The sequence below is a fragment of the Bacillus subtilis subsp. subtilis str. 168 genome (assembly GCF_000009045.1).
GTDB classification, from domain to species: domain Bacteria; phylum Bacillota; class Bacilli; order Bacillales; family Bacillaceae; genus Bacillus; species Bacillus subtilis.
Map to the genome: position 1 here is coordinate 853,541 of NC_000964.3, position 25,283 is coordinate 878,823.

General features: G+C 45.1%; 24 protein-coding genes. 16 read left to right on the forward strand and 8 right to left on the reverse strand.

All coding sequences use genetic code 11. From position 1 onward, the window contains the following. Positions 1-15 precede the first annotated feature (15 nt). Both treR and hypO read left to right on the forward strand, forming a co-directional pair. Positions 16-732, forward strand: coding sequence for a transcriptional regulator (TreR-trehalose) (gene treR, locus BSU_07820; protein ID NP_388663.1), 717 nt, complete (start codon positions 16-18; stop codon positions 730-732). 139 nt (positions 733-871) lie between these two features. Continuing rightward, positions 872-1,537: an NAD(P)H-flavin oxidoreductase (nitroreductase) gene (gene hypO, locus BSU_07830; protein ID NP_388664.1), complete on the forward strand. Its 666-nt coding sequence runs from the start codon at positions 872-874 to the stop codon at positions 1,535-1,537. Positions 1,538-1,573: 36 nt separating this feature from the next. Here the strand turns inward: hypO and yfkN are convergent, their stop codons facing one another. After that, positions 1,574-5,962, reverse strand: coding sequence for an exported 2',3'-cyclic-nucleotide 2'-phosphodiesterase, 2' (or 3') nucleotidase and 5' nucleotidase (yfkN, locus tag BSU_07840; RefSeq protein ID NP_388665.1), 4,389 nt, complete (start codon positions 5,960-5,962; stop codon positions 1,574-1,576). Positions 5,963-6,204: 242 nt separating this feature from the next. Between yfkN and sufLB the strand changes: the two genes are divergently transcribed. Continuing rightward, positions 6,205-6,723: a general stress protein 18; deglycase gene (gene sufLB, locus BSU_07850; protein NP_388666.1), complete on the forward strand. Its 519-nt coding sequence runs from the start codon at positions 6,205-6,207 to the stop codon at positions 6,721-6,723. Positions 6,724-6,762: 39 nt separating this feature from the next. Here sufLB and yfkL read toward each other — a convergent pair whose 3' ends face one another. Beyond that, positions 6,763-7,953, reverse strand: a complete 1,191-nt coding sequence (yfkL, locus tag BSU_07860; protein NP_388667.1) for an efflux transporter — start codon at positions 7,951-7,953, stop codon at positions 6,763-6,765. Positions 7,954-8,045: 92 nt separating this feature from the next. Beyond that, positions 8,046-8,261, reverse strand: coding sequence for a hypothetical protein (gene yfkK / locus BSU_07870; protein NP_388668.1), 216 nt, complete (start codon positions 8,259-8,261; stop codon positions 8,046-8,048). 202 nt (positions 8,262-8,463) lie between these two features. On the opposite strand from yfkK, the gene yfkJ reads away from it, so the two are divergent. From yfkJ to rbn, 3 genes are read left to right on the forward strand one after another with little or no spacing between them, the layout of a single operon-like run. After that, positions 8,464-8,934 (forward strand): protein-tyrosine-phosphatase, encoded by a 471-nt coding sequence (gene yfkJ / locus BSU_07880; protein ID NP_388669.1) that lies wholly within the window; start codon positions 8,464-8,466, stop codon positions 8,932-8,934. Between the two features lie 17 nt (positions 8,935-8,951). Then, on the forward strand, positions 8,952-9,272 hold the full coding sequence (yfkI, locus tag BSU_07890) for a hypothetical protein (RefSeq protein NP_388670.1): 321 nt from the start codon (positions 8,952-8,954) through the stop codon (positions 9,270-9,272). A gap of 23 nt (positions 9,273-9,295) precedes the next feature. Continuing rightward, positions 9,296-10,123: a putative ribonuclease BN gene (rbn, locus tag BSU_07900; RefSeq protein NP_388671.1), complete on the forward strand. Its 828-nt coding sequence runs from the start codon at positions 9,296-9,298 to the stop codon at positions 10,121-10,123. Between the two features lie 198 nt (positions 10,124-10,321). On the opposite strand, the gene yfkF is transcribed toward rbn, so the two are convergent. Then, on the reverse strand, positions 10,322-11,497 hold the full coding sequence (gene yfkF / locus BSU_07910; protein ID NP_388672.1) for a putative efflux transporter: 1,176 nt from the start codon (positions 11,495-11,497) through the stop codon (positions 10,322-10,324). 167 nt (positions 11,498-11,664) lie between these two features. Here yfkF and chaA point away from each other — a divergent pair, with 167 nt between their 5' ends. Further along, a complete protein-coding gene (chaA, locus tag BSU_07920) occupies positions 11,665-12,720 on the forward strand; it encodes a H+/Ca2+ antiporter (RefSeq protein NP_388673.1) in 1,056 nt (351 codons plus the stop codon). 70 nt (positions 12,721-12,790) lie between these two features. After that, positions 12,791-13,585 carry a hypothetical protein gene (yfkD, locus tag BSU_07930; protein NP_388674.1) on the forward strand — a complete coding sequence of 265 codons (795 nt, stop codon included), beginning with the start codon at positions 12,791-12,793 and terminating at the stop codon, positions 13,583-13,585. Between the two features lie 38 nt (positions 13,586-13,623). Here yfkD and mscC read toward each other — a convergent pair whose 3' ends face one another. Both mscC and yfkA read right to left on the reverse strand, forming a co-directional pair. Next, entirely contained in the window at positions 13,624-14,466 is an 843-nt protein-coding gene (gene mscC / locus BSU_07940; RefSeq protein NP_388675.1) for a mechanosensitive ion channel, read from the reverse strand. After that, positions 14,467-15,588: a putative Fe-S oxidoreductase, radical SAM superfamily gene (gene yfkA / locus BSU_07955; protein NP_388677.2), complete on the reverse strand. Its 1,122-nt coding sequence runs from the start codon at positions 15,586-15,588 to the stop codon at positions 14,467-14,469. 144 nt (positions 15,589-15,732) lie between these two features. Between yfkA and yfjT the strand changes: the two genes are divergently transcribed. Next, positions 15,733-15,918, forward strand: a complete 186-nt coding sequence (yfjT, locus tag BSU_07970; RefSeq protein NP_388678.1) for a hypothetical protein — start codon at positions 15,733-15,735, stop codon at positions 15,916-15,918. Positions 15,919-16,018: 100 nt separating this feature from the next. Further along, on the forward strand, positions 16,019-16,810 hold the full coding sequence (pdaA, locus tag BSU_07980) for an exported peptidoglycan N-acetylmuramic acid deacetylase (RefSeq protein ID NP_388679.1): 792 nt from the start codon (positions 16,019-16,021) through the stop codon (positions 16,808-16,810). A gap of 37 nt (positions 16,811-16,847) precedes the next feature. Here pdaA and yfjR read toward each other — a convergent pair whose 3' ends face one another. Further along, positions 16,848-17,708 carry a putative beta-hydroxyacid dehydrogenase gene (gene yfjR / locus BSU_07990; RefSeq protein ID NP_388680.2) on the reverse strand — a complete coding sequence of 287 codons (861 nt, stop codon included), beginning with the start codon at positions 17,706-17,708 and terminating at the stop codon, positions 16,848-16,850. A gap of 98 nt (positions 17,709-17,806) precedes the next feature. Next, positions 17,807-18,766, reverse strand: a complete 960-nt coding sequence (gene yfjQ, locus BSU_08000; protein ID NP_388681.1) for a divalent cation (octahedral coordination) transporter — start codon at positions 18,764-18,766, stop codon at positions 17,807-17,809. A 118-nt stretch (positions 18,767-18,884) separates the two neighbouring features. Between yfjQ and yfjP the strand changes: the two genes are divergently transcribed. The 6 genes from yfjP (at position 18,885) to yfjL (ending at position 25,230) form a co-directional block, all read left to right on the forward strand. Then, complete coding sequence (gene yfjP / locus BSU_08010; RefSeq protein NP_388682.1) at positions 18,885-19,748, forward strand: putative DNA-3-methyladenine glycosylase; 864 nt, start codon at positions 18,885-18,887, stop codon at positions 19,746-19,748. Between the two features lie 113 nt (positions 19,749-19,861). Beyond that, positions 19,862-21,262 (forward strand): putative RNA methyltransferase, encoded by a 1,401-nt coding sequence (gene yfjO / locus BSU_08020; protein NP_388683.1) that lies wholly within the window; start codon positions 19,862-19,864, stop codon positions 21,260-21,262. A gap of 625 nt (positions 21,263-21,887) precedes the next feature. Further along, positions 21,888-22,154 carry a hypothetical protein gene (gene yfzA / locus BSU_08029; RefSeq protein YP_003097694.1) on the forward strand — a complete coding sequence of 89 codons (267 nt, stop codon included), beginning with the start codon at positions 21,888-21,890 and terminating at the stop codon, positions 22,152-22,154. A gap of 731 nt (positions 22,155-22,885) precedes the next feature. After that, complete coding sequence (gene dusC / locus BSU_08030) at positions 22,886-23,863, forward strand: tRNA-dihydrouridine synthase 2 (protein ID NP_388684.1); 978 nt, start codon at positions 22,886-22,888, stop codon at positions 23,861-23,863. 195 nt (positions 23,864-24,058) lie between these two features. Further along, positions 24,059-24,511 carry a hypothetical protein gene (gene yfjM / locus BSU_08040; RefSeq protein NP_388685.1) on the forward strand — a complete coding sequence of 151 codons (453 nt, stop codon included), beginning with the start codon at positions 24,059-24,061 and terminating at the stop codon, positions 24,509-24,511. A gap of 29 nt (positions 24,512-24,540) precedes the next feature. Further along, the gene (gene yfjL, locus BSU_08050) at positions 24,541-25,230 is read left to right on the forward strand and encodes a hypothetical protein (protein NP_388686.1); all 690 of its coding nucleotides are present in this window, start codon (positions 24,541-24,543) and stop codon (positions 25,228-25,230) included. Positions 25,231-25,283: the final 53 nt, after the last annotated feature.

Sequence of the window (25,283 nt, forward strand, 5' to 3'; positions counted from 1 at the left end):
GCTGGGTGGTCCATAATGAAGGTGAATAAATTCATCACAATTTATAAAGACATCGCACAGCAAATTGAAGGCGGCCGATGGAAAGCGGAGGAGATTCTTCCGTCTGAACATGAGTTGACCGCACAGTACGGTACATCAAGAGAAACGGTCCGAAAGGCGCTTCATATGCTCGCGCAAAACGGTTATATCCAGAAAATCAGGGGAAAAGGCTCCGTCGTGCTCAATCGTGAAAAAATGCAGTTTCCCGTTTCGGGCCTTGTCAGCTTCAAGGAGCTCGCGCAAACGCTTGGCAAAGAAACGAAAACAACTGTACACAAATTCGGGCTGGAGCCTCCGTCAGAGCTGATCCAAAAACAGCTCCGGGCCAATCTGGATGACGACATCTGGGAAGTCATCAGGTCTAGAAAGATTGACGGGGAACATGTGATTTTGGACAAGGATTACTTTTTCAGAAAGCATGTCCCTCACCTGACGAAAGAAATTTGTGAAAACTCCATATATGAATATATAGAAGGAGAGCTCGGTCTTTCGATCAGTTACGCCCAAAAAGAAATTGTAGCCGAGCCGTGTACGGACGAGGACAGAGAGCTGCTCGATTTACGCGGCTATGACCATATGGTCGTGGTGAGAAACTACGTCTTTTTGGAGGATACCAGTTTGTTTCAATATACGGAAAGCAGACACCGTCTCGACAAATTCCGATTTGTTGATTTTGCGCGGCGGGGGAAATGAGAGAGGCGCCTGCCTGCGGCAGCGCGCTTTTTTGTTTGGTATCAAAATTGATACTATCCAACAAAAATGTGCGTACTTTTACTTTTTATCATAATGGCTACAATAGAGATGAGAGTAATCTAAAGGAGAGGTGTTTTACATGGCAGATCTAAAGACACAAATTCTGGATGCATACAATTTCAGGCATGCGACTAAGGAATTTGACCCGAATAAAAAAGTGTCAGACAGCGATTTTGAATTTATTTTAGAAACAGGAAGACTGTCTCCGAGCTCACTCGGCCTTGAGCCTTGGAAATTTGTCGTCGTCCAAAATCCGGAATTCCGCGAGAAGCTTCGTGAATACACATGGGGCGCGCAAAAGCAGCTGCCGACCGCAAGCCATTTCGTCCTGATTCTTGCGCGTACAGCGAAGGATATCAAATATAATGCGGACTACATCAAACGTCATTTAAAAGAAGTAAAACAAATGCCTCAAGACGTGTACGAAGGCTATTTAAGCAAAACAGAAGAATTCCAGAAAAACGATTTGCATTTGCTTGAAAGTGACAGAACATTGTTTGACTGGGCATCAAAACAAACCTATATCGCGCTTGGCAACATGATGACTGCCGCTGCGCAAATCGGTGTTGATTCCTGCCCGATCGAAGGCTTCCAGTACGATCACATTCACCGTATTCTTGAAGAAGAAGGCCTTCTGGAAAACGGAAGCTTCGATATTTCTGTGATGGTGGCATTCGGCTACCGAGTGAGAGACCCTCGTCCGAAAACAAGATCTGCTGTTGAAGATGTTGTGAAGTGGGTTTAAAAGAAGAAAGCTGCTCGCATAGCGAGCAGCTCTTTTTTATGCCTGATTCGCTCTATTCTGTTTTCTCCTCTGATGTAAGTACATTGCCGTTCCGAGTGCGCTGATCAGAAATCCGGCCAACAGGATCGAGTACATGGATGTGGCTGTGTCCGGAAGCAGGCCGCCAGCCGGACCGTCTGTTCCTGATCCGCCCGAACCGTTTCCACCAGAGCCGTTAGTCGGTTGAGTGCCGGGAGGCGTATCATTTCCTCCGTTTCCGTCAGTTGGCTGTTTTCCGCCTGGTTTGTCGGAGCCTCCGCCATGATTGCCGTCATCACCGCCTGTCGGTTGATCTGACGGGAATGCCGGCGGTTTGTTGTTTGAACCGGAATTTAAGATCGTGTATTCGCTGAAGTGGTTTGTATATCCTGTCACCATATCATCATCGACTGATCCGTGACCTGTCTTTGTGAAAGCTTTCTTTTTTCTATCGACGTGATAAATGGCAGGGTTATGGGCTTCTTCAATATCAAACATGCGAAGCGAAAGCTGTACGGGCTCCTTGAATGATTTTATTTCTTTTCCTTTTTGCTTCACTGTAAAGTCATATACATCTGACAGTGACACATCCAATTCTCCCGTAGACTTGATTCCGATTGCAGTGTCTGCGGTTTTAAGGTTCGCCATTGGCATCTTCATGCTGTACCAGTAGTTGAACATCGTCAATGAAGGATCTGACTCTCTTTCTTTCAAAAGTTTGACCTGATCTTTTTTCACTTTAAGATTGATAGGCTTCTCTTGAGATCCTTCATGTATTCCATAATAGACAAATGGCGTGTTGGCATTTTTAGCATAAATCGCAAATTTGTCTTCATCAAGTGTCCAGCTGCCGTCCTTCTGCTTTGTCGGCAGGAATACTTCTTTGATTCGTCCTTCAACTTTAGGAGAGACCTTGTTTCCTAGTTTTTTCAGCTGTTCGGTGAAAATCTCATAATCAACGTAGCCAAGGTCTTCACCATGGGAGGCTTCTGTAAAGACAGAATATCCGTCTCCTCCGGCACCGACAAAATTATTTGTTGCCACGCGGTAGGTATCATCCGTATTTATAGCAACTTTGTCTCCGTTAGGCGATTCAATTTTCACTTCTAACACACGGTGTCCAGGTTTGTTGTTTAATGTAAAGGTATATTCGATTCCGGCCACCTGAGGGAAAGCGCCGCCGCCATTTTCCACATTGCTTAGGCCTTGTTCAAGGGCTTCTTTAATTTGTTTTCCGGTTAAATCGGCCACGTAAAGCGTATTGCCGAACGGCATCACGTTGAGCACCTCGCCGAGTGTGATATCACCTTTGTCAATGCCTGCTCTGATGCCGCCGCCATTTGTTATCGCTATTCTGGCGCCGGCTGCTTCTTTCGCTTTTGCCAGCATACCGTCCGCGATGAAGTTTCCGAGATTCGTTTCTTTCGTGCGCACATGCTCACGCTGGCCGTCAAGCGCCACATCCGTGTAGCCGACTTTTTCATTTTTCACGTCCTCTAATTCATTTTTGAACTGATCGAGCTCTTGTTTTGCTTCTGGGTTTTCTTCTGTATGTTCATCAATTGGCAGCACGCTCAGATTTGATTTATCTGTTTGCACAACGCCTTTTTCATCAAACGCGACATCAACGCGCCCCAAGAATTGGCCGTATTCTTTTGCCTGCGCCACGATCGTCGGTTCTTCGTTGTTCACGACCTCCATTTTGTCTACGAGGGTGTGAGTGTGTCCGCCGATGATCAAATCAATGCCTTTTACTTTTTTGGCTAGCTCAAGATCCCGGTTATGTCCGATGTGGGTTAAAGCAATAATTTTATTTACCTTTTCTTCTTCTTGAATCGCTTTGACGGTGTTTTGTGCTGTTTCAAAGGCATCATTGAATACGATGCTTTTGCCCGGGCTTGATGTGGTGGCTGTATCTTCTGTTGTCAGGCCGAATACGGCGACTTTCTCCCCGTCAACGTCTAACAGAATGTAAGGGTGAATGCCGGCCTCTTTCTTTTCACCTGCCGTAAAGGTTTGCGGCTTTTTGACAAATGATTTCAGCTTGGGCTCATTTGACACATCTACGTTTGCACTGACAATCGGAAATTCCGGCGCTTCAAAGTGATAGCGGTTCGCCGGATCAACGGTTGCGCTGTTTCCGCTTAGAAAATCAGAAAGCACCGTCGGGCCTTTGTCAAATTCATGGTTTCCGAAGGTCATGGCGTCATAGCCCATCATGTTCATCATTTTCAGATCGGCCAAACCGTTCCATTTAGTAAAATACAGATCGCCGGAAAACACATCTCCCGCATCAAGGAGAATATTGTGATTTGTTTCGCTGCGTACTTCGTTGATTTTCGTCATTCGTCTCGCTGCATCATCGAGATGGGCGTGCGTATCATTGGTGTGCATGACGGTCAGATCCCACAGTCCGTCTTTAGGAGGATCTGGATTTGAATCATCATCGAATTGCAGCTTATACACACCATAGCCTTCATTCGCAGACTTGCCTACATAAGCGACATCGTCTGCTTTATCGGCAAATGGCTTGGCCAAAAGCGAGGATTCAAACGTCAGATTCGTGCCGGAAACAGGCGCGATTGACCAGTTGTTGTCTGCTTTTGGATTGACTGTTTTTTGTTCAATAATGTAATCCATCAGCACCTGCCTATTTTCAACTGCAGAGCCGTGGACAATTTTATCGCTCGTCAGATGAGGGAACCCGCCGCCTCCGGACGCACGATAGTTATTGGTGACTACGAGAAATTCCTGGCTTGGGCTGATCGGCTTGCCTTCATAGGAAAGATTGATGATACGGGATGAATCCGCATTGATCACTTTTCCGTTCTCATTGTATTTAGCCGGTTTTGTCACATCGACCTGATATGTGACACCGTCAATCACGTCAAAATTATAGGAGCGGAAATTCTCGTTCAGCAAGGCCTGGTCGCCGCCTTTAGCTGGATCAATTTGATTGAATTGGCCTGCTGACATCTCCAGCCAGTCCTTGACCTCGCTGCCTGTCAGCTTGACGATTTGAACAGTATTATCGTAAAGATACAAGTCACCGACATTTTTAATCGCAAGATCTCCGGCTGGAATGTTTGTATAGTAATTGGCTCCGTTTCTGCCGCCTGCTTTAAACGGCGCTCCAGCGGATAAAATCGGCAGGTTCTTGTACTCGGTATCCTTCATTTCTTTTTCAGCGTACCACTTTTGCGCGTCAGTCACGATCTGAATGGAAGGATCATCTTTGACCTGTGCAAAGAAGCTGTTAATATCTGCTTCGGTTTTGCCGACTGGCTTTCGGACATACTCCAGTGTGTTTTGGTGTGTTTGCTGAATGGTGTTTGTAACGGTTTCGTTTCTTGATGTGACGTTGCCAGCAATAGATTCAATACTTCCTTTGGAATCTGCTACCTTCCATGAGCCGTCCGCCTTTTCAAGCTTGAGGTCAATCACGCCTAAATATTTGCCCCAGCTGCTTGGCATGACGACAGGAATGCCGTTAATTGTTCCCTTTTCCACATTGAACTGAGCAACACCCGCATACTCGGCGGAAGGAAAGAGTCCGTGCTGATGGCCCGAGATAATCGCGTCAATGCCTTTCGTTTTGGTGGCAAGGTCAAACACGGCGTTTTCTGCGCCTGATGATTGCGCCTGCTTTTCAATGCCGGTGTGGGCGAGGGCAATAATGACATCTGCGCCTTCCGCCTTCATTTTCGGGATCGTTTCATTGGCGGATTCTACGATATCCTGCACCTGAACTTGCCCCTCGAGATTCTTTTTGTCCCATGTCATGATTTGCGGCGGGACAAAGCCTATGTAGCCGACTTTTACTTTCTGCTCATTACCGTTTTCATCAATGAGGGTTTTTTCATTAATCACATACGGCGTATAACGGTTTTCGCCGCTAGTTGTTTTGACGTTGGCATTTACAATCGGGAAATCGGCTCCTTTGATTGTGCCGTCGAGAAAGTCGAGCCCGTAGTTGAATTCATGATTGCCAAGCGTTCCGGCGTCGTATTTCAGCGCATTCATGACGCTGATAATCGGATGGGTTTTCGTGCCGGAGATAATGTCGTCTTTTTGATATTTCACCGCGTATTCACCCAGCGGATTCCCTTGAATCAAGTCGCCGTTATCCACAAGCAGGGTGTTAGGGTTTTGCTCGCGGTGCTTTTGGATCAATTGCGCTGTTCTCGCCAGACCGAAATCCGCCGTTTCTTTGTCGCTGTAGTAATCGTAATCCATCATGTTGGCATGAATATCAGTCGTAGCCAAAATACTCAGATGCACCTGAGGAGCCGCGCTTTCTTCTGCATGAATGGGTGGTGTTGGGAGGATTAGGCTAAGTATCATAATTGGGGGCAAAAGAATACGGAGAATGTTTTCGACGTGTGTTCGTCTTTTCTGTATTCTCACCAGTTCTCCACCTTTCAACGAAATTTGTGTTACAGCTCCTATTGTAAGAATATTTTGTAACTATTTGTAGGTGTTTCTTTATGATTATTGTAAAAGGGAGAAAAATGAGTATTATGTAGCAGTATCAAACGACAAATACTGGGCATTTATGCTTATCGTTTGTCACAATCGCGGAATGTTTATTTTAGTGTGGCTGGGGTAGAGTGTTTTATGTAGACATATAAAGCGGGAGGTTATGAATCATGGGGAAAAAAATTGCAGTTGTTTTAACATATTATTTTGAGGACAGCGAGTACACTGAGCCTGCGAAAGCCTTTAAAGAAGCGGGACATGAACTGACTGTCATCGAAAAAGAAAAAGGAAAAACAGTAAAAGGCAAGCAGGGAACAGCGGAAGTGACGGTTGACGCGTCCATTGACGACGTAAATTCTTCAGACTTTGATGCGCTTTTGATTCCTGGAGGATTTTCACCAGACCAGCTTCGCGCTGACGATCGTTTCGTCCAATTTACAAAAGCGTTTATGACTGACAAAAAGCCGGTATTTGCCATTTGCCACGGCCCGCAGCTTTTAATCAATGCGAAAGCGCTCGACGGCCGAAAAGCGACGGGCTATACGTCCATTCGTGTTGACATGGAAAACGCCGGTGCCGACGTTGTGGACAAGGAAGTGGTTGTTTGCCAGGATCAATTGGTCACTAGCCGCACACCGGACGATATACCGGCATTTAACCGCGAGTCATTGGCATTGCTTGAGAAATAAGAAAAAACGGACGCTCTTGGGCGTCCGTTTTTTTGTTGCTTAGGCTTGAGCACCTGTCAGTTTCTTGTACCTGTAATACAAGAAAGCAGCTGCAGCCGTTCCGATGACCGCAATGCCGAAGTCGAATATGAAAATATGGGCGATGCCCCCCGCTTTTGCGATAAGCCCTGTTGCAATCGGCAGCAGAATCGATGCAAGACTTGAAGCAGTCGCTACAATTCCGGTAACGGTTCCTTTTCGCTTCCAGAAAAGCTCTGTCATTAACGTAATGGTAATTTGAAACACACCCGCAGTTGAAAAGCCTAAGAAAAAGGCAGTGATGTCCAGCACAACTGGGATATGAACGGTCAGCATGACTGCGAGCGTACATAAAGTAATAATAGGATATAAGAGCGTTATGAAGACAGGTTTGACCCATCTATTCAGCAAAACGGCTAATAATAAAACAGATGCCAGAGATCCTATACTATAATAGCTCAGCAATTGTACAGATGCTGATTCAGCTAAACCGGCTGCCTTTTGCGCGTAGCTCGGGAGCCAGATTTGAGAAACCGTAAATAAAGCCGTGGATGTAAAACCGATGATAATCAGTGCGGTGCCTTCCTTCTGAAAAACGGGTTCAGACAAGAAAACGGGAGATTCCTGTTGGCCGCTATTAGTTGGTTTCTTATGTTTTTTAGGAAACGAAAGCGTTGATAAATAAATAATATTCAGGAGATAGACCGCTGCCGGCAGATAAAAAGCAAATCCGTAAAACATGCTGTGGTCTGCTAAAAATGTGATCAAAAGCGGCAAAAGTGCGGCCCCCACAGACATAAAGGCTTTAACCAAGACATTTGCCGAACCGGAAGCAGACGGAAAGAGCTCGGTTAGGGCCGGATATGTTCCGGCATCCATGGCTGAATTAGCGACTCCGGCTAATAAAGCGAACACAAACGCCAGCTCATAGCTCGGTGATAAAGGAATACCGACTAAAAAGACGGCCATAATTCCCGCAGAAGCGACAACAAGCGGCTTTCTGCCGATTTTATCTGATAGAACGCCGGAAATGCCGTATGTCAGCAGTTTGCCAAACCCGATAGCGGCAATGACATAACTGATGCCGGTCGGATCGGTATTCCACTGTTTTGTTAATGAAGACATATTGGATGCGAGAATGATGTTGACCATCCCCAGAAAGAAGTAGTTGATATACATTCCGGATGCTGTTTTGATAGATGTCGTTTGCATGCTTGTACTCCTTCAAATCTTATTCGAACACTTTGCTGTTTTGGTTTGGGGAAATGATAAAAAAGACTCGCCGAGTTTCCGGCCAGTCTCCATTATTTACGAAGCGAGGCTAATTCTTGAGCAATCGCCTGCATTTCACTTGGGCTGAATGATTCTTTTTTCATCACCATTCTGTGAAGGTACGTGAGGTCTTCAATCTTCTCATCACTGAAATCCTCCGCTTTGATTACGCCGACGTTCAGCATGTTCAGCTTTTGGGAAATCTCTTCAATCATTTGAGTTAATGTTTCTGTATTTGGGCTGGACAAAGGGTTCCATCCTTTCTATGCGCAATATAGGTATGTTTTATTCTAACAGAATTCCATCAGAAAAAAACCCTATTCTAAAAGCAGGCTGTTCATTCCAAAAAAGTGAAGACATCAGTTGAAAAGAAAATGAACATCCTACTAAGATATTCATGAAGGTTTCTTTTTAGAGAAATAGGGGCAAAGAATAGGGAGGTTGCACATCATGATAAGCGTGTTATTTGTTTGTTTAGGTAACATTTGCCGGTCTCCGATGGCGGAAGCGATTTTTAGGGACCTGGCAGCCAAAAAAGGATTAGAGGGGAAAATCAAGGCGGACTCAGCCGGTATTGGCGGCTGGCACATCGGCAACCCCCCGCATGAGGGAACGCAGGAGATATTGCGCAGAGAAGGAATCAGCTTTGATGGCATGCTGGCGCGTCAAGTCAGCGAACAGGATCTGGACGATTTTGATTACATCATTGCAATGGATGCAGAAAATATCGGAAGTCTCAGAAGCATGGCGGGTTTTAAAAACACCTCGCATATCAAAAGGCTCTTGGACTATGTTGAAGATTCAGATCTGGCTGACGTACCCGATCCTTACTACACAGGGAACTTTGAAGAGGTCTGCCAATTAATCAAAACGGGCTGTGAGCAGTTGCTTGCATCCATTCAAAAAGAAAAACAATTGTGAGTGAAAGGAGAATTTGCATGAACAACGAACGTTTAATGCTGAAAGGGATATTTCTCGGAGCTGCGGCAGGCGCGGCGTTATCACTGCTCCATAAGCCGACAAGACAGGCGTGCGGGATGAGATGGCTGACATGCAAGCATAAACTTTCACTGTACAAAAGCAACCCAGAGCTGTTAAAAAACACTGTCATCACAAAAGTGGATGAGGCCAAAAAGCTCGCCCGAACGCTTTCAAAGGAAGTCGACTTTGTGAACCAGCAGGTGAAAGAGCTGAAGAAAACAACGCCGCAAGTGATGGAACTCGTGCAAGAAACGAAAGAGCATTTTTCAAAAAAATGATCAAACATGCGAGGTGAGACGACATGAGTTTTTTGAAAGAGCTTTTCAGCAGATACACCCTTCATGAAGGACAAAGTAAATCAGCGGAGCTGGCGTATTTTTTTCTATTGTCACTGTTTCCGTTTTTGATTTTTATGCTGACGCTCACCGCGTATCTTCCGCTTTCTACCGATGATGTTTTAGGAGTCATAGAACAATATGCTCCCGCCAGTGCGATGTCACTCGTTGAATCCATTACCCATCAAACCTTAAATAATCGAAATGGCGGTTTGCTGTCATTCGGGATTATCGCCGCATTATGGTCTGCGTCTAATGGAATGAATGCGATCGTCCGGTCGCTGAACCACGCGTATGATGTGGAAGAAAACCGCTCTTTTATCATTGTTCGTCTAACCTCGATTTTTTTGACGATTGCCATGGTATTTACGATTTTAGTGGCTTTGCTTCTGCCGGTATTTGGCCGGGAGATTGGAAGGCTCGCTTCTGACTTTGTCGGCGCGTCGGATCTGTTTTTATCCGTCTGGGCCGCCATTCGCTGGGGTGTCAGCCCGCTTGTGCTTTTGATTGTTTTTTCCGCGCTGTATGTGATTGCGCCGAACAAAAAGCTGTCTCTCCGGTTTGTCATGCCGGGTGCGGTCTTTGCGACTATCGGCTGGATCATTGTCAGCACATTGTTTTCATTTTACGTCAGCACGTTTGCGAACTATAGCGCCACTTACGGGAGCATCGGGGGAATCATCGTTCTGATGATTTGGTTTTACTTGAGCGGCATTTTAATTATCCTAGGCGGAGAAATCAACGCTCTTTTACATAAACGTAAAAAGCTTCCTGATGAAAATCCCTACCATTAGCGCACCCTATAAACGAACTTCGGTTCAAAAAGAAGTCGGGGGGATATCGTGATGACCAAGCATACGAAAAAAGGCGGAAGCCATAACAAACAAAACTCGAAAAGCAAATCGAGCCATAAAACAAGCGGAAGCGCCAACGGACAAAACGGCTACCATTAGCATAAAAGCCTCCTGACATGATGTCGGGAGGCTTTTTGATTAAGAAGATGAAGAATAGGTTTCAGCCGGTGACCAGCTTTTCGGTTTGCCCAGCACAAGGGCCAGCCACACAGAGCTAAGCGTGAGAGTAATGAAGTAGAACAAGTTTGCGCTTTCAAATGTCTGCATATACCAGCCGCCGGCAACTGGGCCGAGGATGCTACCGAGACTGAATGTAATGCCGCAAAGCAGGTTTCCCGCCGGCAGGAGGTGAGGCGGAAGAAGGTCTGTCATATAGCTGATGCCAAGTGTAAAGGTTGATCCGACTGCCATTCCTGCAATAAAAAAGCAGCCGCCGATCACGTAGGGCGAAGGAAATACACCGGCGATGAAAAAGCAAAGAGCCCCAGTCAGTAAAATCACCAGCAGCACATTCCGCCTGCCGTATTTATCGCTGAGGATGCCGAGCGGAAACTGAAAGATAATGCTTCCAATCGCAAATGCGGGAAGGATGATCGCTACTGCGTCTACTGATATCCCCAAACGGAGCGCGTACACCGGAAAGCTTCCGTTCAGCGCCGTTTCCAGAAAGCCATAGCCAAATGTAGGCATAAAGGCAACCCACCCAAACAGCATGGCCTGATAAAATCGCCTGAAACTATTGTCTGATTTGGTTTCATGAGGACTGGTTTCCGGGTATGCATTTTGTAGAAAGAAAACAAAAAGCCACGCAAACAGACTGATGCAGCCGGACACGATAAAAGGAAGCGACGGACTCAGCTTGACAAGCGGCACCATGAACGGGCCTGCGGCAAAGCCAAGGCCAAAGGAAAGCCCATAAATAGACAGGTTTCTTCCGCGATTTTGTTTTGATGACATGGAGGTCACCCACGTTTGCGTAGAAAAGTGAAGCATGTGGTCGCCGATTCCAATGAACAGGCGAAGCAGGAACCAGACCCAAACTGACTGAAGCCAAATAAATCCGAATAAGCTTAAAATGACAATGCTTCCGCCCATGACGATCAGCGGCTTGAACCCGAGCTTTCTGAGCGGTGCTTCCATAAACGGCGAAGCCAAAAGCACACCGATATACAGCCCGGTCGCGTGCAGGCCGTTGATAGCAGCGGATTCTCCATTTGTTTCAAAAATGATTGAAATGACAGGCAGCAGCATGCCTTGTGAAAACCCGGAAATGGAAACGAGCAAGACAAGGATAAAGAAATGAAATCGTGACATCGTGTCAGTTCTCCTTATATGGAATCTATGTTGATCGTACAACGTTTTCCAAAAGCAGGCAACCTGAAAAAAGCCTATATCACGCTATACATTTGCCCTCGTGTAATCATGAAGGTTTTTGTGAAGAATAAAAATAAAACAAGTCATAAAAAAGGAGCTATTTCACCATGAATCGTATCTTTTTTATTTTAGTGGCGGCCGGTGTTCCGCTTTCTGTGATTGGCAGTTTGATGCATTGGCCTTCCGCGGTTCTATTTGCAGTTTATTGCGTGACGATTATCGCGCTTGCAAGCTATATGGGGAGGGCGACAGAATCACTGTCCATCATTGCAGGACCGCGTATCGGCGGTTTGTTGAATGCAACCTTCGGGAATGCGGTGGAGCTGATTATTTCCCTTTTTGCATTAAAAGAAGGCCTGACAGGAATCGTGCTTGCCTCTTTAACCGGTTCAGTGCTGGGGAACCTGTTGCTGGTAGCGGGCCTATCGTTTTTTGTCGGCGGTTTAAAATATAAGCGGCAGGAATTTAATATCCATGATGCCCGCCATAACTCCGGGCTTCTGATTTTTGCCATCATTGTCGCCTTTGTGATTCCGGAGGTATTCTCTGTTGGTATGGGAAACGCCAGCAAGCTCAATTTAAGCATCGGCATCAGCATCATTATGATTCTGTTATATGTGGCGGCGCTGTACTTTAAACTTGTCACGCATCGGGGCGTTTATCAGCCGAATAATGCCGCTCAGACTGAAGAAGAGGAAGAGCCAGAATGGTCAGGGAAGGTTGCGACGATTGTCTTGTTTGCGGCAACGATTGTGGTTGCATACATATCCGAAAACCTGGTCCATACCTTTCACTCGGTGGCTGAACAGTTCGGGTGGAGCGAGCTGTTTATTGGGGTCATCATCGTGGCGATTGTAGGAAATGCGGCGGAGCATGCGTCAGCGATTATTATGGCCTTCAAAAATAAAATGGACATTGCTGTTGAAATTGCAGTAGGCTCTACGCTGCAGATCGCTATGTTTGTCGCACCGGTTCTCGTCATCTGTTCTATCTTTTTTCCGACAAGCATGCCGCTTGTATTTACATTGCCTGAGCTCGTCGCGATGGTATCAGCGGTTCTCTTGATGATCGCGATTTCGAATGACGGGGATTCCAACTGGTTTGAAGGGGCGACACTGCTTGCTGCATATGTCATTATGGCGATCGGCTTTTTCCTTCTTTAACCTGAAAAAATGATGGATAACAACAAAGCGGGATGAAAAGACTAAGGGAAAATGCCATAGAAAGAGTGATATGATGAAAAAGCTATTTCATTCCACACTTATTGTGTTGTTATTCTTTAGTTTTTTCGGCGTTCAGCCCATCCACGCGAAAAAGCAGTTTAAGGTTCCTAATTCTGTCGCAAGCATTTCAAAGGAAAACACGTATCCGAATGCTTCACAGGATCAGCCAATGCTTCAGCCGAGCAAGCTGGCAAAGGAATTGCTCGATCATTCTGAGGTAAAGATTGAAAATCCGCATCTCATCAAAATGCTGAATGAATCCAACATATCCGGCACACCGCTTGCAGTAGGGTACCGGGCGACAATATTTCTCGGGAAATGGGCGCTCGGCTATGAATCAAATGAAACAGTCGCAAACTGGGAATATAAAAAAATCAATACAAACCGTGCGGATAACCGCGGCGGGAAAGAAACGGCTGAAATGCATTATGCCCAGGAACAGCAGTACAGAGTGAAGGGCGGCTTGACAGCTAAAGTTCCAAATGCTGAAGATGTCAAAAGCATGATGATGCAAAAAGCAATGAAGAAAACGAACCTCCCGCTTGCATTTGAGACGGTCATCGGGGCTGGCACAAAACGGGATCAGATTTATAAAGTCGCTCCTAAAAAAATCGGTTATCTACATGCATATGCACCGGCTGTGAATGAAAAAGGAAAAGTGACTTACGGAGAAGTGTACTTAGTGCTGAAAGGAAATAAACGAAAACTCGTCGTGAAAAATGTCACGTCACAGGGAATCGGCGCGTGGATTCCGGTTCAAGATCATGTCACGTTTGGCTTTCAGCTTTCCTCACTGCCAAGATAAATAAAAAACTGATTCCAACTCGGAATCAGTTTTTTTGTTTATTGGGTTCTCTCGATTCGGACCGCTTCCTCAAGCATTTGCACATTGTTTTGGTAGAGCTGGCGAACGAGAACCCGTCTTACTGCAAGGCTGGCACTGAAATAATCATCATCTTTCACCATGCCTTTAACCGTAAATTCGACGCCGCGATTGATTTTATTCAATGCGGTGATGCCGTGGATTTGAAACGGTTCTGTCGGATTGCCGAATTCATCCCGCTTCAATGAATCACGAAGCTCTTCATTCAGCATGTCACATGCCTCTTCCAACACGCTGTACACGCGGTCCGGATCTTCTTTAAAGCTGATAAGAAAGGATTCGGTAATCCGCATAAAATCAATATTATAGTTCTCTATTTGTCTGACCTCGCCGTTGCTGATGGTGAGCAGCTTCCCGCTCCATTCCCGGATTTGCAGCGAGCGGAGGCCGATTTCCTCCACTGTCCCGTTGAACAAGTTGTTGACGGTGACATAATCGCCTTTGTGCAGCTGGCGTTCATATATTAAGAATACACCAGCCAGCACATCTTTGATCAGCGATTGGGCGCCAAAACCGATCACGATACCTGCTACGCCCGCCCCGGCCAATATCTTGCCGAAATCATGCACAAATAAAGAAATAACGTAAAAGATAAAACCAATTGTTGCCGTATACTGGGTGACAGAACGGACAAGGCTTTCAATCGTTTTTTCCTTTTTTTCTTCAATAAAGTCCGTCCGTTTAAAAAATAGCTGTACCAGCCGGTTGATGATAAAGACACCGATCCAAAGGATAACGGCAACGAGGAGAATATCGACGATTTTATTTTGAAAAATCTCCGTAAGTGTTTCTTTCATCCGCATCTAACTCCTGGCTTGACGTTTTGTGAAGTCTGTATCCTGATAATAACTGTTTTTGACAAGAACATTCGGTCCGAGGCACCGGACATTCGGGCAGTGGCAACTCAGTTCTTTCGCAAGCTTGGTCTCTCTCCACTTTTCATAGGCGGAAGGGAGGCTGTCCGTCTGAATGTTGCCAAGCGGCGGGGTATCACCGAAATCGGTCACGATAATGTTTCCGTCGAAAATGTTCACATTCAGGCGGGATCGGCCGTCAGGGTCATTTCGCACTGTGACGTTTTTCGCCGCGCGAAGCCGGCGAAGCAGCTTTTGGTCGTCTTCGTCCGGACTGCAGGCATAAAACGGCAGCGTTCCGAACAGCATCCACGTATTTTCATCACGAATATCCAGCAAGCGGTGAATGGCCTGTCTCATCTCTTTCAGGCTGAGGGATTCAAGAGCGCTTGCGAAATCGCTTGGATACATTGGGTGGACCTCGTGACGCTGACATTTCATATCTTCTGTGATTTGGCGGTGAATATGCTCAATATGCGGAAGTGTTCGTTTGTTCAGCATCGTTTCCGCAGATACCATTACTCCGGCATCCACGAGCGTGCGGCTGTTTTCGATCATTTTTTCAAAATAGCGCGCGCGCTGTTCGAAGGTCGGTTTTCTGTCCATCATGGCAAAGCCGATTTCAGCAAAATCTTCAACTGTTCCCCAGTTATGTGAAATATGTAGCACATCGAGATACGGAATGATCCATTCGTACCGCTCGATGTCGAGGGTCAGATTTGAATTAATTTGTGTCCGCACACCCCGTTCATGGGCATATTTCAATAAAGGAACAACATATTCTTTTACTGATTTCAACGAAAGCATCGGCTCTCCGCCTGTGATGCTGATGGATCTGAGGCGCGGGATTTCCTCCAGCCGTTTTAACAGAAGATCTATTGGCAGAGCATTCGGGTCTTTAGGCTGCAATGTATAGCCTACAGCACAATGCTCGCATCTCATATTGCACAGTGTCGTTGTTGTGAATTCAACGTTTGTCAGCTGCATGTCTCCGTATTGGTCAACATCCATATAGGCTTCCCAAGGGTCAAACTCGGGCGTAATCGGACGCAGCTTCGTGTTTTGTGTCATGACTATCTAACTCCTTTATAAATGGGCATACTAACGCTGCCAACAGTTAATTTTAGACCTGATTTGCCAAGATCGCAAGTAGCGCGGCGATTGAAAAACGGCAAAAAATGAGCTACCATAATAAAAAATGAATGGAGGAACAGAATGGGGAACGCCGTAAACAATAAAGATCAGCAGATTGATTATTTAAAGAACAGACTTGACATGTTTATGAACGTCATCGATTCATTAGACCCTGAAGCAACCGACGTTGAAGATATAGACAGGCTTATCAGCATGCTTGATGACCTGGAAGCCAAATACGAACGTTTTAAAAAAGATTGGGAATAAAACCGCGTGCCCGCCGCGGTTTTTTTATTGGCATAAAGCAACAGTATAAAACAAAGTCTCTATCTGTAAAATAAGAAAAAATGCAGAAGGAGCGCTGGCCATGAAGTGGATGTGTTCAATATGCTGCGCCGCCGTATTGCTTGCCGGAGGTGCAGCACAGGCGGAAGCGGTGCCGAATGAGCCGATTAATTGGGGCTTTAAACGAAGTGTCAATCATCAGCCGCCAGATGCCGGGAAGCAGCTGAACAGTTTAATTGAAAAATATGACGCGTTTTATTTAGGGAATACAAAGGAAAAAACGATTTACTTAACGTTTGATAACGGATATGAAAATGGCTATACGCCAAAAGTGCTTGATGTCTTAAAAAAACATCGCGTAACAGGAACGTTTTTTGTCACCGGGCATTTCGTAAAGGACCAGCCTCAGCTGATCAAACGAATGTCAGATGAGGGCCATATTATCGGCAATCATTCCTTTCACCATCCGGATTTAACGACAAAAACAGCTGATCAGATTCAGGATGAACTTGATTCAGTCAACGAAGAGGTTTATAAAATTACGGGAAAGCAGGACAACCTGTATTTGCGTCCGCCGCGCGGCGTGTTCAGTGAGTACGTACTGAAAGAAACGAAACGCCTCGGCTATCAAACCGTTTTCTGGTCGGTCGCTTTTGTTGATTGGAAAATCAACAACCAAAAGGGAAAGAAATATGCCTACGATCATATGATCAAGCAGGCGCACCCGGGAGCCATTTACCTGCTTCACACCGTATCGAGGGACAATGCAGAAGCGCTGGATGACGCGATTACAGATCTGAAAAAACAGGGCTACACTTTTAAAAGCATTGATGATCTGATGTTTGAGAAAGAAATGAGGCTGCCGTCTTTGTAAAAGAGAAAGACCTCTCCTTAAACGGAGAGGCTTTTCTTTATTTTATACATTTAATCAGTGCGGCCCAGTCCAGATCCCCGAAGCCTTTCTCAATCCCGCTTTCAAAATGGCTCTTGGCCAGCTCGGCAAGAGGAAGATTTGCAGAAACCCGTTTTGCGGCGGCGAGTGCCAGGTTGGTATCCTTCAGCCCTAAAGACATTTTGAAGCCGGCCGGCTCAAATTTCTGCTCGGCCATAATGGTTCCGTAATTTTGATAGACTGGAGAACCAAAGAGCGCGCTGGCGATTTCTAAAAATTGTTTTTGTTCTAAGCCGTATTTCTCCATCATTAAAAAGGATTCAGATAACGCCTCCAGCATGGACACAAGCAAGAAATTAATGCTGATTTTGGCTGCATTTGCCGTCTTGCTTTCTTCGCCGACGTCAAATATCTGCTGGCTCAGGCTGTCGAGCAGAGGCTTGGCAGCTTGCTTTGCTTCCGCCGGTCCGGCTGTTATGATACGGAGCGCGGCTTTGGCTGCGGCATCCGGTCTGCCAAGGACAGGAGCGGCGAGAAAAAATTGTCCTTTCTCTGCATGAGCCGCTGCGAGCTTTTCTGAGAACTCAACACTGATTGTGCTCATCGAGATGTGTATGCCGTTCTCTGCTAATCCTTCAAGCAGCCCGTCTTCTCCGAATGTCACGGTGCTGACAGAATCATCATCTGCAAGCATTGTGATGACAATATCAGCGGACTTTGCCGCCAGCCGCGGCGTATCAGCTGCCTGTGCGCCTTCTGTGACAAGGTCTTCTGTCTTTTGTTTCGTCCGGTTATAGACAGTCAATTCGTAGCCTGCTTGAAGAACATTTCGGGCAATGGGCTGTCCCATATTGCCGAGTCCGATGACAGCAATTTTCAATCTAATCACTCCCTGAATATTTTTTCCATTATAAACAATATGAACAGAATATGCATAGCGATCGGCTTACAACAAAAAAGAACAGCTGCTCGCTGTCCTCATTTAAAAATATTGAACCATCCTTTATGTACAAACCAAATCAGCATTCCAATCACAAGCGCGGCCATCAGGCCAAGTACAGCGAAATATCCGTATTTCCAATGCAGCTCCGGCATAAAGTCGAAGTTCATACCGTATACACCGGCAATAAAGGTGAGCGGGATGAAAATGGTTGATACGATCGTCAGTGTCATCATAATCGCATTCATCCGGTTTGAGTTTAGCGTCACGTAGCTGTCACGCAAGTCGGACGTCATGTCACGGTTGGATTCCACAATTTCAGACAACTTTAACAAATGATCATATATGTCGCTGAAATAGGCTTTCGTTTCCCGCTGCTCTTTCACATGGTCAAGGCTTAAAATCCGGTAGAGCAAATCACGCATCGGGATAATCGTCCGTCTCAAATGCAATAGGTCTGTTCTGAGATCAAACACCTCGTTCATCAGCGTTCCATACGTTTTGTGGGGACGGCTTTCTTCAATTTCATTCAGCCGGTCTTCAATTTTATACACGAGAGGAAAATATTCATCAACAAGCTGATCCATGATCATATAAGAAATATGCCCGGGCCCTTTTTTCAATATGTCCGGTGAAGCATACAAACGCTCCCGGACTTTAGCGATACCGGGCGTTTCGTGTAAATGAAAGGTGACGACAAATTTTTCGCCTTGAAAGATATCGACTTCCTCCGTCTCAAGTGTTTCCTTATTCAGCGCATGAATCACGTAAAAACGATAGCCGTCATAATGGTCAAGCTTTGGCCGCTGCATATGCTGGAAGCAATCCTCAATGGCAAGCGGGTGAAAATGAAAAAAATCTCTCAATAACGCCGTTTCCGTATCCTCCGGGCCGTAAAAATCAACCCAGTACCATGCAATATCAGGCTGTTCCACTCGTTCGATCGGTATATTTTTCAGCAGCTGATGCTCTGTTGTGATTGCGGTAATGTTGATCATAAACAACCCTCCACCTGCCATTATATCATGCGGTCTTTATGAGAAAAGTATACGGTACTCTCTGCCTAATTCCAGCGGCATGTTATACTGAACAAAAACGGAAAAAAGGGTGGATCTCATGTGGAAGGAAAAAGTATCTGTCACGCCTCCGTATCATTTTGACCGCGTGCTGGACAGGCTGTCTTTAGACCCCCTCAATGCTGTTGATCGAGAGGCGAGGGAAGTCCGTGTGCCAATCAGAAATCAAGCGGGGGACGTATGTATTGTAAAGGTACAGGCGTTAGGCCATGCGGGCGAGCCTGAGTTCCTCGTCAGCGGGGAAACGGATCAGGGAGAAATGATGAAGGAAATCAAGCGGATTTTTCAATGGGAAAATCATTTGCAGCACGTTCTGGATCATTTTTCAAAAACGAGCCTGTCCGCCATTTTTGAAGAGCATGCCGGGACGCCGCTTGTTCTGGACTACAGCGTGTACAACTGCATGATGAAATGCATTATCCACCAGCAGCTTAATCTTTCCTTCGCTTACACGCTAACAGAACGGTTTGTTCATGCGTTTGGCGAGCAGAAGGATGGCGTGTGGTGCTATCCAAAGCCGGAAACGATTGCGGAACTCGATTATCAGGATCTGCGTGATCTGCAATTCAGCATGAGAAAAGCGGAATACACCATTGATACATCAAGGATGATCGCAGAAGGCACACTCAGCTTGTCAGAGCTGCCGCATATGGCGGATGAAGACATTATGAAGAAACTGATCAAAATCAGGGGTATCGGCCCGTGGACCGTGCAAAACGTCCTCATGTTCGGACTTGGCCGTCCCAATTTATTCCCGCTTGCCGATATCGGCCTCCAGAATGCCATCAAACGCCACTTTCAGCTGGACGATAAGCCGGCAAAGGATGTCATGCTGGCGATGAGCAAGGAGTGGGAGCCTTATTTAAGCTATGCGTCTTTGTATTTGTGGAGGAGTATAGAATAATTCGTCTGACAATGAAGGAAATCCTGCAAACGTGTTATACTAGAAAGATGTGAAAAAACCATTTCACTTTCTGCCATCCGCAGAAAGCTTCATATAGAAACGGAGAGAACAACGTGAACCAACAAAAGAAACAGGCGCCCGTCGAACTGAAGGTCGGACAAACTTTTCCGCTGACGATTAAGCGTCTCGGCATTAACGGAGAAGGTGTTGGCTATTTTAAGAAAAAAGTCGTCTTCGTGCCCGGCGCGCTTCCTGGCGAAGAAGTTGTTGTGCAGGCCACAAAGGTCCAGCCGAAGTTTTCGGAGGGCCGCATTAAGAAAATCCGCAAGGCATCTGAGCACCGGGTGGCACCGCCTTGCCCTGTTTATGAACAATGCGGCGGCTGTCAGCTTCAGCACCTTGCATACAGCCAGCAGCTTCGGGAAAAACGTGATATCGTCATTCAGTCTCTTGAACGCCATACGAAGTTTAAAGTTGAAAACATGGAAATCAAAGAAACGATTGGCATGGACAACCCGTGGAATTACCGCAATAAAAGCCAATTCCAGATCGGGCGCTCGCAAAGCGGCAGCATCATCGCCGGCTTATACGGCCTTGATTCTCATGATATCGTGCCGATTAAAGACTGTATCGTTCAGCATCCGGCAACGAACAAAACAACAGGCATCGTCCGCCGCATTTTAGAGGACTTCAATGTGTCTGTTTATAATGAAAGAAAACGAAAAGGCGACGTTCGCACGATCGTGACGAGAGTCGGCTTTGAAACAGGCGAAGTGCAGGTCGTGCTTGTAACCGCAAAAGAAACGCTTCCGCACAAGGAAGAAATCGTCAAAGCGATTCAAAAGCGATTGCCAGAGGTCAAATCCATTATTCAGAATGTAAACGGGGCGAAAACCTCAGTGATTTTTGGTGAGAAAACAAAACAGCTCGCCGGAAAAACAGTGATTCAAGAAGTGCTCGGCGACGTATCTTTTGAATTGAGCGCCCGCGCTTTCTTCCAGCTCAATCCGGAACAGACCGTCAAGCTGTATGATGAAGTGAAAAAAGCGGCGCAGCTGACCGGAAAAGAAAAAGTCGTTGATGCGTATTGCGGCGTCGGCACTATCGGCATGTGGGTTGCGGACGGAGCGAAGGAAGTCCGCGGCATGGACGTCATCAAGGAATCAATTGACGATGCTAAGAAAAACGCCAAAAAACACGGCATGGCAAATGCCACATACGTAACAGGAACAGCCGAGCACTGGCTCCCGAAATGGACGAAAGAAGGCTTCCGCCCGGACGTCGTCATTGTAGACCCGCCAAGAACGGGCTGTGACAGCACGTTCTTGGACACGATCAAAAAAGTCAAACCGAAACGCTTTGTCTACGTTTCCTGCAATCCATCCACGCTTGCGAAAGATTTGCAGACGCTGTCGAAGGACTATCGCGTGGACTATATTCAGCCTGTCGATATGTTTCCGCAGACGGCGCATGTTGAAGCAGTGGCGAGGCTTGTATTAAAATCGTCTAACTAAAAAGAACATTTCCCAGTCATAAAATAGTTTTCCTAATAAGACCTGGATTTCGGTAAAATAAACAATTCCGATTTCCGGGTCTTTTTCGTGCGCAGCTCTTGTCCTAACGGTCTGTTCTCAATTTTATCTTCCTTCTTTTCGCGGAGATCTTTATTTTAACTGGCGAAAAGAATTGAAAAAACGTGTTGAAAAGCAGGTGAAAAAAAGCGTTATTTAACCGGAAAAATATCCTCCCAGTATGTTTAAAATACATGAGTAGAATGATGTAAAATCATAGATGTATTTTCATAATTTGTAAAATTATATATTGACTTGCAGTTATTACGTGTGAAATATTGATGATAGGAATATAAGGAAAGTATGGCGTATATCATTTCAAGAGTCATTCGATGTAAAAAGTTGAAACATTGTAATAAATGAAAGAGGTGAAAATGATGGCCAACCCCATTTTAAAATGCATAACGTATGAGCACTACAACAATTAAATAATAGTGCCGAGACGATAACAACTATTACAGTAATACCTACAATGGTTATATCCTTGCGACAATCATGCTTCATAATATAATGATTTTAGATTGACACTTGGCTAAAAAGTATTGCAGAGAAGGAAATGGATAATTAAATGGATAAAGTATATAAAAGAAGTTGGTTTCAAACATTTTTGGCATTTTTAGTATCTCAGCTTTATTTTAATTTTGTAGAATTAACGGGATGGGGTCCTAAGTATAGAGAAATGAATGGATTCCCAGCAAACATAGTTGAACTAGATTTCTTTCAAACATATCTTTCATTCTATGATAATCCATGGTTTAATATTATTACTGTTTTCTTGGGAGTTTTCACTATTATACAAATAATTACAGGGATAACAAAGGATATTCGAAATTAAAGCAATAACTTCTGATGCCTTATTTAATGATGAAAGAAAATGTACACTTTCTTAATTATCTTATGAGTGAAGACTGCGACACTTAGTCAGCAGTCTATTTTATGGTTCTGGATCAGGATTACCGAATTATAACCCTATACAAATATATAGTAGGTTGCCACTTGCTGCGTTGGTTATTTTCTAAATCATGAGCAAATCCCAAATGATTCAGATTGAAGTTCTTGAATTCTTTTAAATAAGGGTTTATTTTCTCTTCTCATCCTCTTTACTCCATGTGATTCACAAGTGGTAGCAGCTTAAGTAGGTTTTTTCATTCTCTTGAGTACTCAGTTATACCACCCCCAACTCAATTTGCTTTATCTCTATTAGTTTTTCCGCAAATATGATATAGAGATACGGATATGGTGTAGTGTTAAATATCTTATCTTCAATAACAGGGCAATTATTTTGCGTTGGTAATATGGAGAACTCATATGATATTCTATTTAGGTTGGAATCCTTTTTATCCAAAAAGTTCAAAAGCAAGGCCACTAAGAAAGACGAAGGTCAGCGCCAGTTAACCAGAATATAAAAAATAGGGTAGATAATCATCCCACGTGAAATCTTCAAAATTTACTATAGATTGATAAGAAATGCTTTCGCATGCGATAAGTGTAAAAGAAGCATGGTCAGTTTTTAATTTGGGATAAAGGTTCAGCCGTATCCCATAATGAAAGGATTTGATTTTTGTTATGACAGAAAATTTCTGGCGTGAATTACCACGGCCGTTTTTTGTACTGGCACCAATGGAAGATGTGACAGATGTTGTTTTCCGGCATGTAGTAAGTGAAGCAGGCAGACCGGATGTGTTTTTTACAGAGTTCACAAACTCAGAGAGCTATTGCCACCCGGATGGGAAGGATAGCGTGCGCGGCCGTTTGACTTTTACAGAGGATGAACAGCCAATTGTGGCCCATATATGGGGAGATAAGCCTGAAAACTTCCGTAAAATGAGTATTGGCATGGCAGAGTTAGGATTTAAAGGACTAGATATCAATATGGGCTGCCCTGTGCCTAATGTGGCGGGGAATGGAAAGGGAAGCGGCCTTATTTGCCGTCCTGCAGTTGCGGCAGAATTAATACAAGCTGCAAAAGCAGGGGGATTGCCTGTAAGCGTGAAGACAAGACTTGGATACACGGATGTGGATGAATGGCGCGAGTGGCTGACACACATTTTGAAACAGGATATTGCGAATCTTTCTATTCATCTGCGTACAAGGGCAGAAATGAGCAAAGTAGATGCGCATTGGGAGCTCATCCCAGAGATTAAGAAACTTCGTGACGAGGTGGCACCAGATACATTGCTAACAATAAACGGGGATATTCCTGACCGTCAAACTGGCTTGAAACTTGCTGAACAATACGGCGTCGATGGAATTATGATAGGGCGCGGTATTTTTACAAATCCTTTCGCTTTTGAAAAGGAGCCGAAAGAGCATAGCAGCAAGGAATTGCTTGATCTCTTAAGGCTGCATCTGGATCTCCATGATGAATATTCAAAAGAAGAAGCCCGTCCATACAAGCCTCTTCCTCGCTTTTTCAAGATTTATCTCCGCGGATTCCGAGGGGCAAGTGAATTAAGAAATCAATGCATGAACACAAAGTCAACAGATGAAGTGCGTGCATTGCTCGACGACTTTGAGAGAAAGTATCTTGATGGGATAGAGTAACAGCAGTGCTTGATTCAAAAAAGGCTAACAAAATAAAGGGATTTTTACACAATTCTTGACTAAAATAAACCTGGATTTTCGGTAAATCCGGGTCTTTTTTGTACGCAGCTTTTACTCAGCCTGTCTTTTCTCTAATTTATTGTAAGAAAATAATGGTATATTTAGTGGAGATATCATATAAAGGGGGAGAGGAAAATGAAACGGCTATGCATCATCCCCTGCGGCAAGAAAAAAATCTGGGATGTCCAGCCTGATGCCGGGCCGGTAAGAGCAGAGGACGCTTATCTCAGCCCGTTTCATCAGGCGTGCGAGCGGTATGCAAAAACATTTTTCGATGAGTGGGTGATTTTGTCGGCGAAGCACGGGTTCCTCCGCCCTGATGATCTCGTTTCGGGAAATTACGATGTCACTTTTGGCACCGGTCATCCGGAAATCATGACAGCGGACGAGCTGCGCCGTCAATTTCACGAAAAAGGCTTTTCTGATATCGAAGAGCTAGTCATGCTTGGCGGAAAAAAATATCGAAGCGTTCTAAACGCCGTCATCGGAGAACACCAGCATATCAGCTGGCCGCTATCATCATACAAAGGCATAGGCTATATGCTCCAAGCGCTGAACCGGGCTGTTGAAGAAAAGCATGAACTGTAGCACGTACATATGAGGAAAAGAGTGGGAACATGAAAAAACTTGTGTTTGGCTTGCTTGCCATTGTGTTATTCGGATGCGGACTATATATCTATCATGTATGGTTCGGTGATCCATTTTCGAAAAATGCTGCAGAACAGAAGCTAGTGTCTTATGTGAAACAAACCTATCCTAAGAAAGAAATCAAGATCACGAATGGGGTATATAACGCTAAAACGTCTGAATATGTATTTGAAGCAACCTCCCAATCTCATCGCTACCCAATGTGTACGAAGGGATTTCTGCATCCTAAAGTAACGTGCGATGGAATTGAAGAAGCGTATACCGAATCAGTAGCAAAACATGTAAATGAAGAAGCAACGAAGGCAATCGAAGCAGATCTGAAAAAAGCGGTTCCTCGATTTATAAAAGCTGATGCTGCTTTGAGTATCGAAAACGGACAGTTCACGTTAGATACAAAATGGAACAAAAAGCTGGCTGAAAAAGCGCCTATGAGCATGACGATTCAGTTAGACGCCAGCGGGTTATCAAAAACAGATGCCGCAAAGATGGCGGAAACGGTCAGAAAAACGCTTAATGAAAAGGGATATACATACTCAAACGGCACGATAGACTGTATGCAGAAGGACGGGGACGGCGGTATTGGATATGTCAAATATTCAATTGATTTTCTTTCAAAAGCAGCTATTCAGTCAAACGATGCAGAGGAACTAGGAAGTTAAAAAGATTTCCAAGGAAATAAATACGTCGATCATTGTCAAAGGCCGGGTGATAT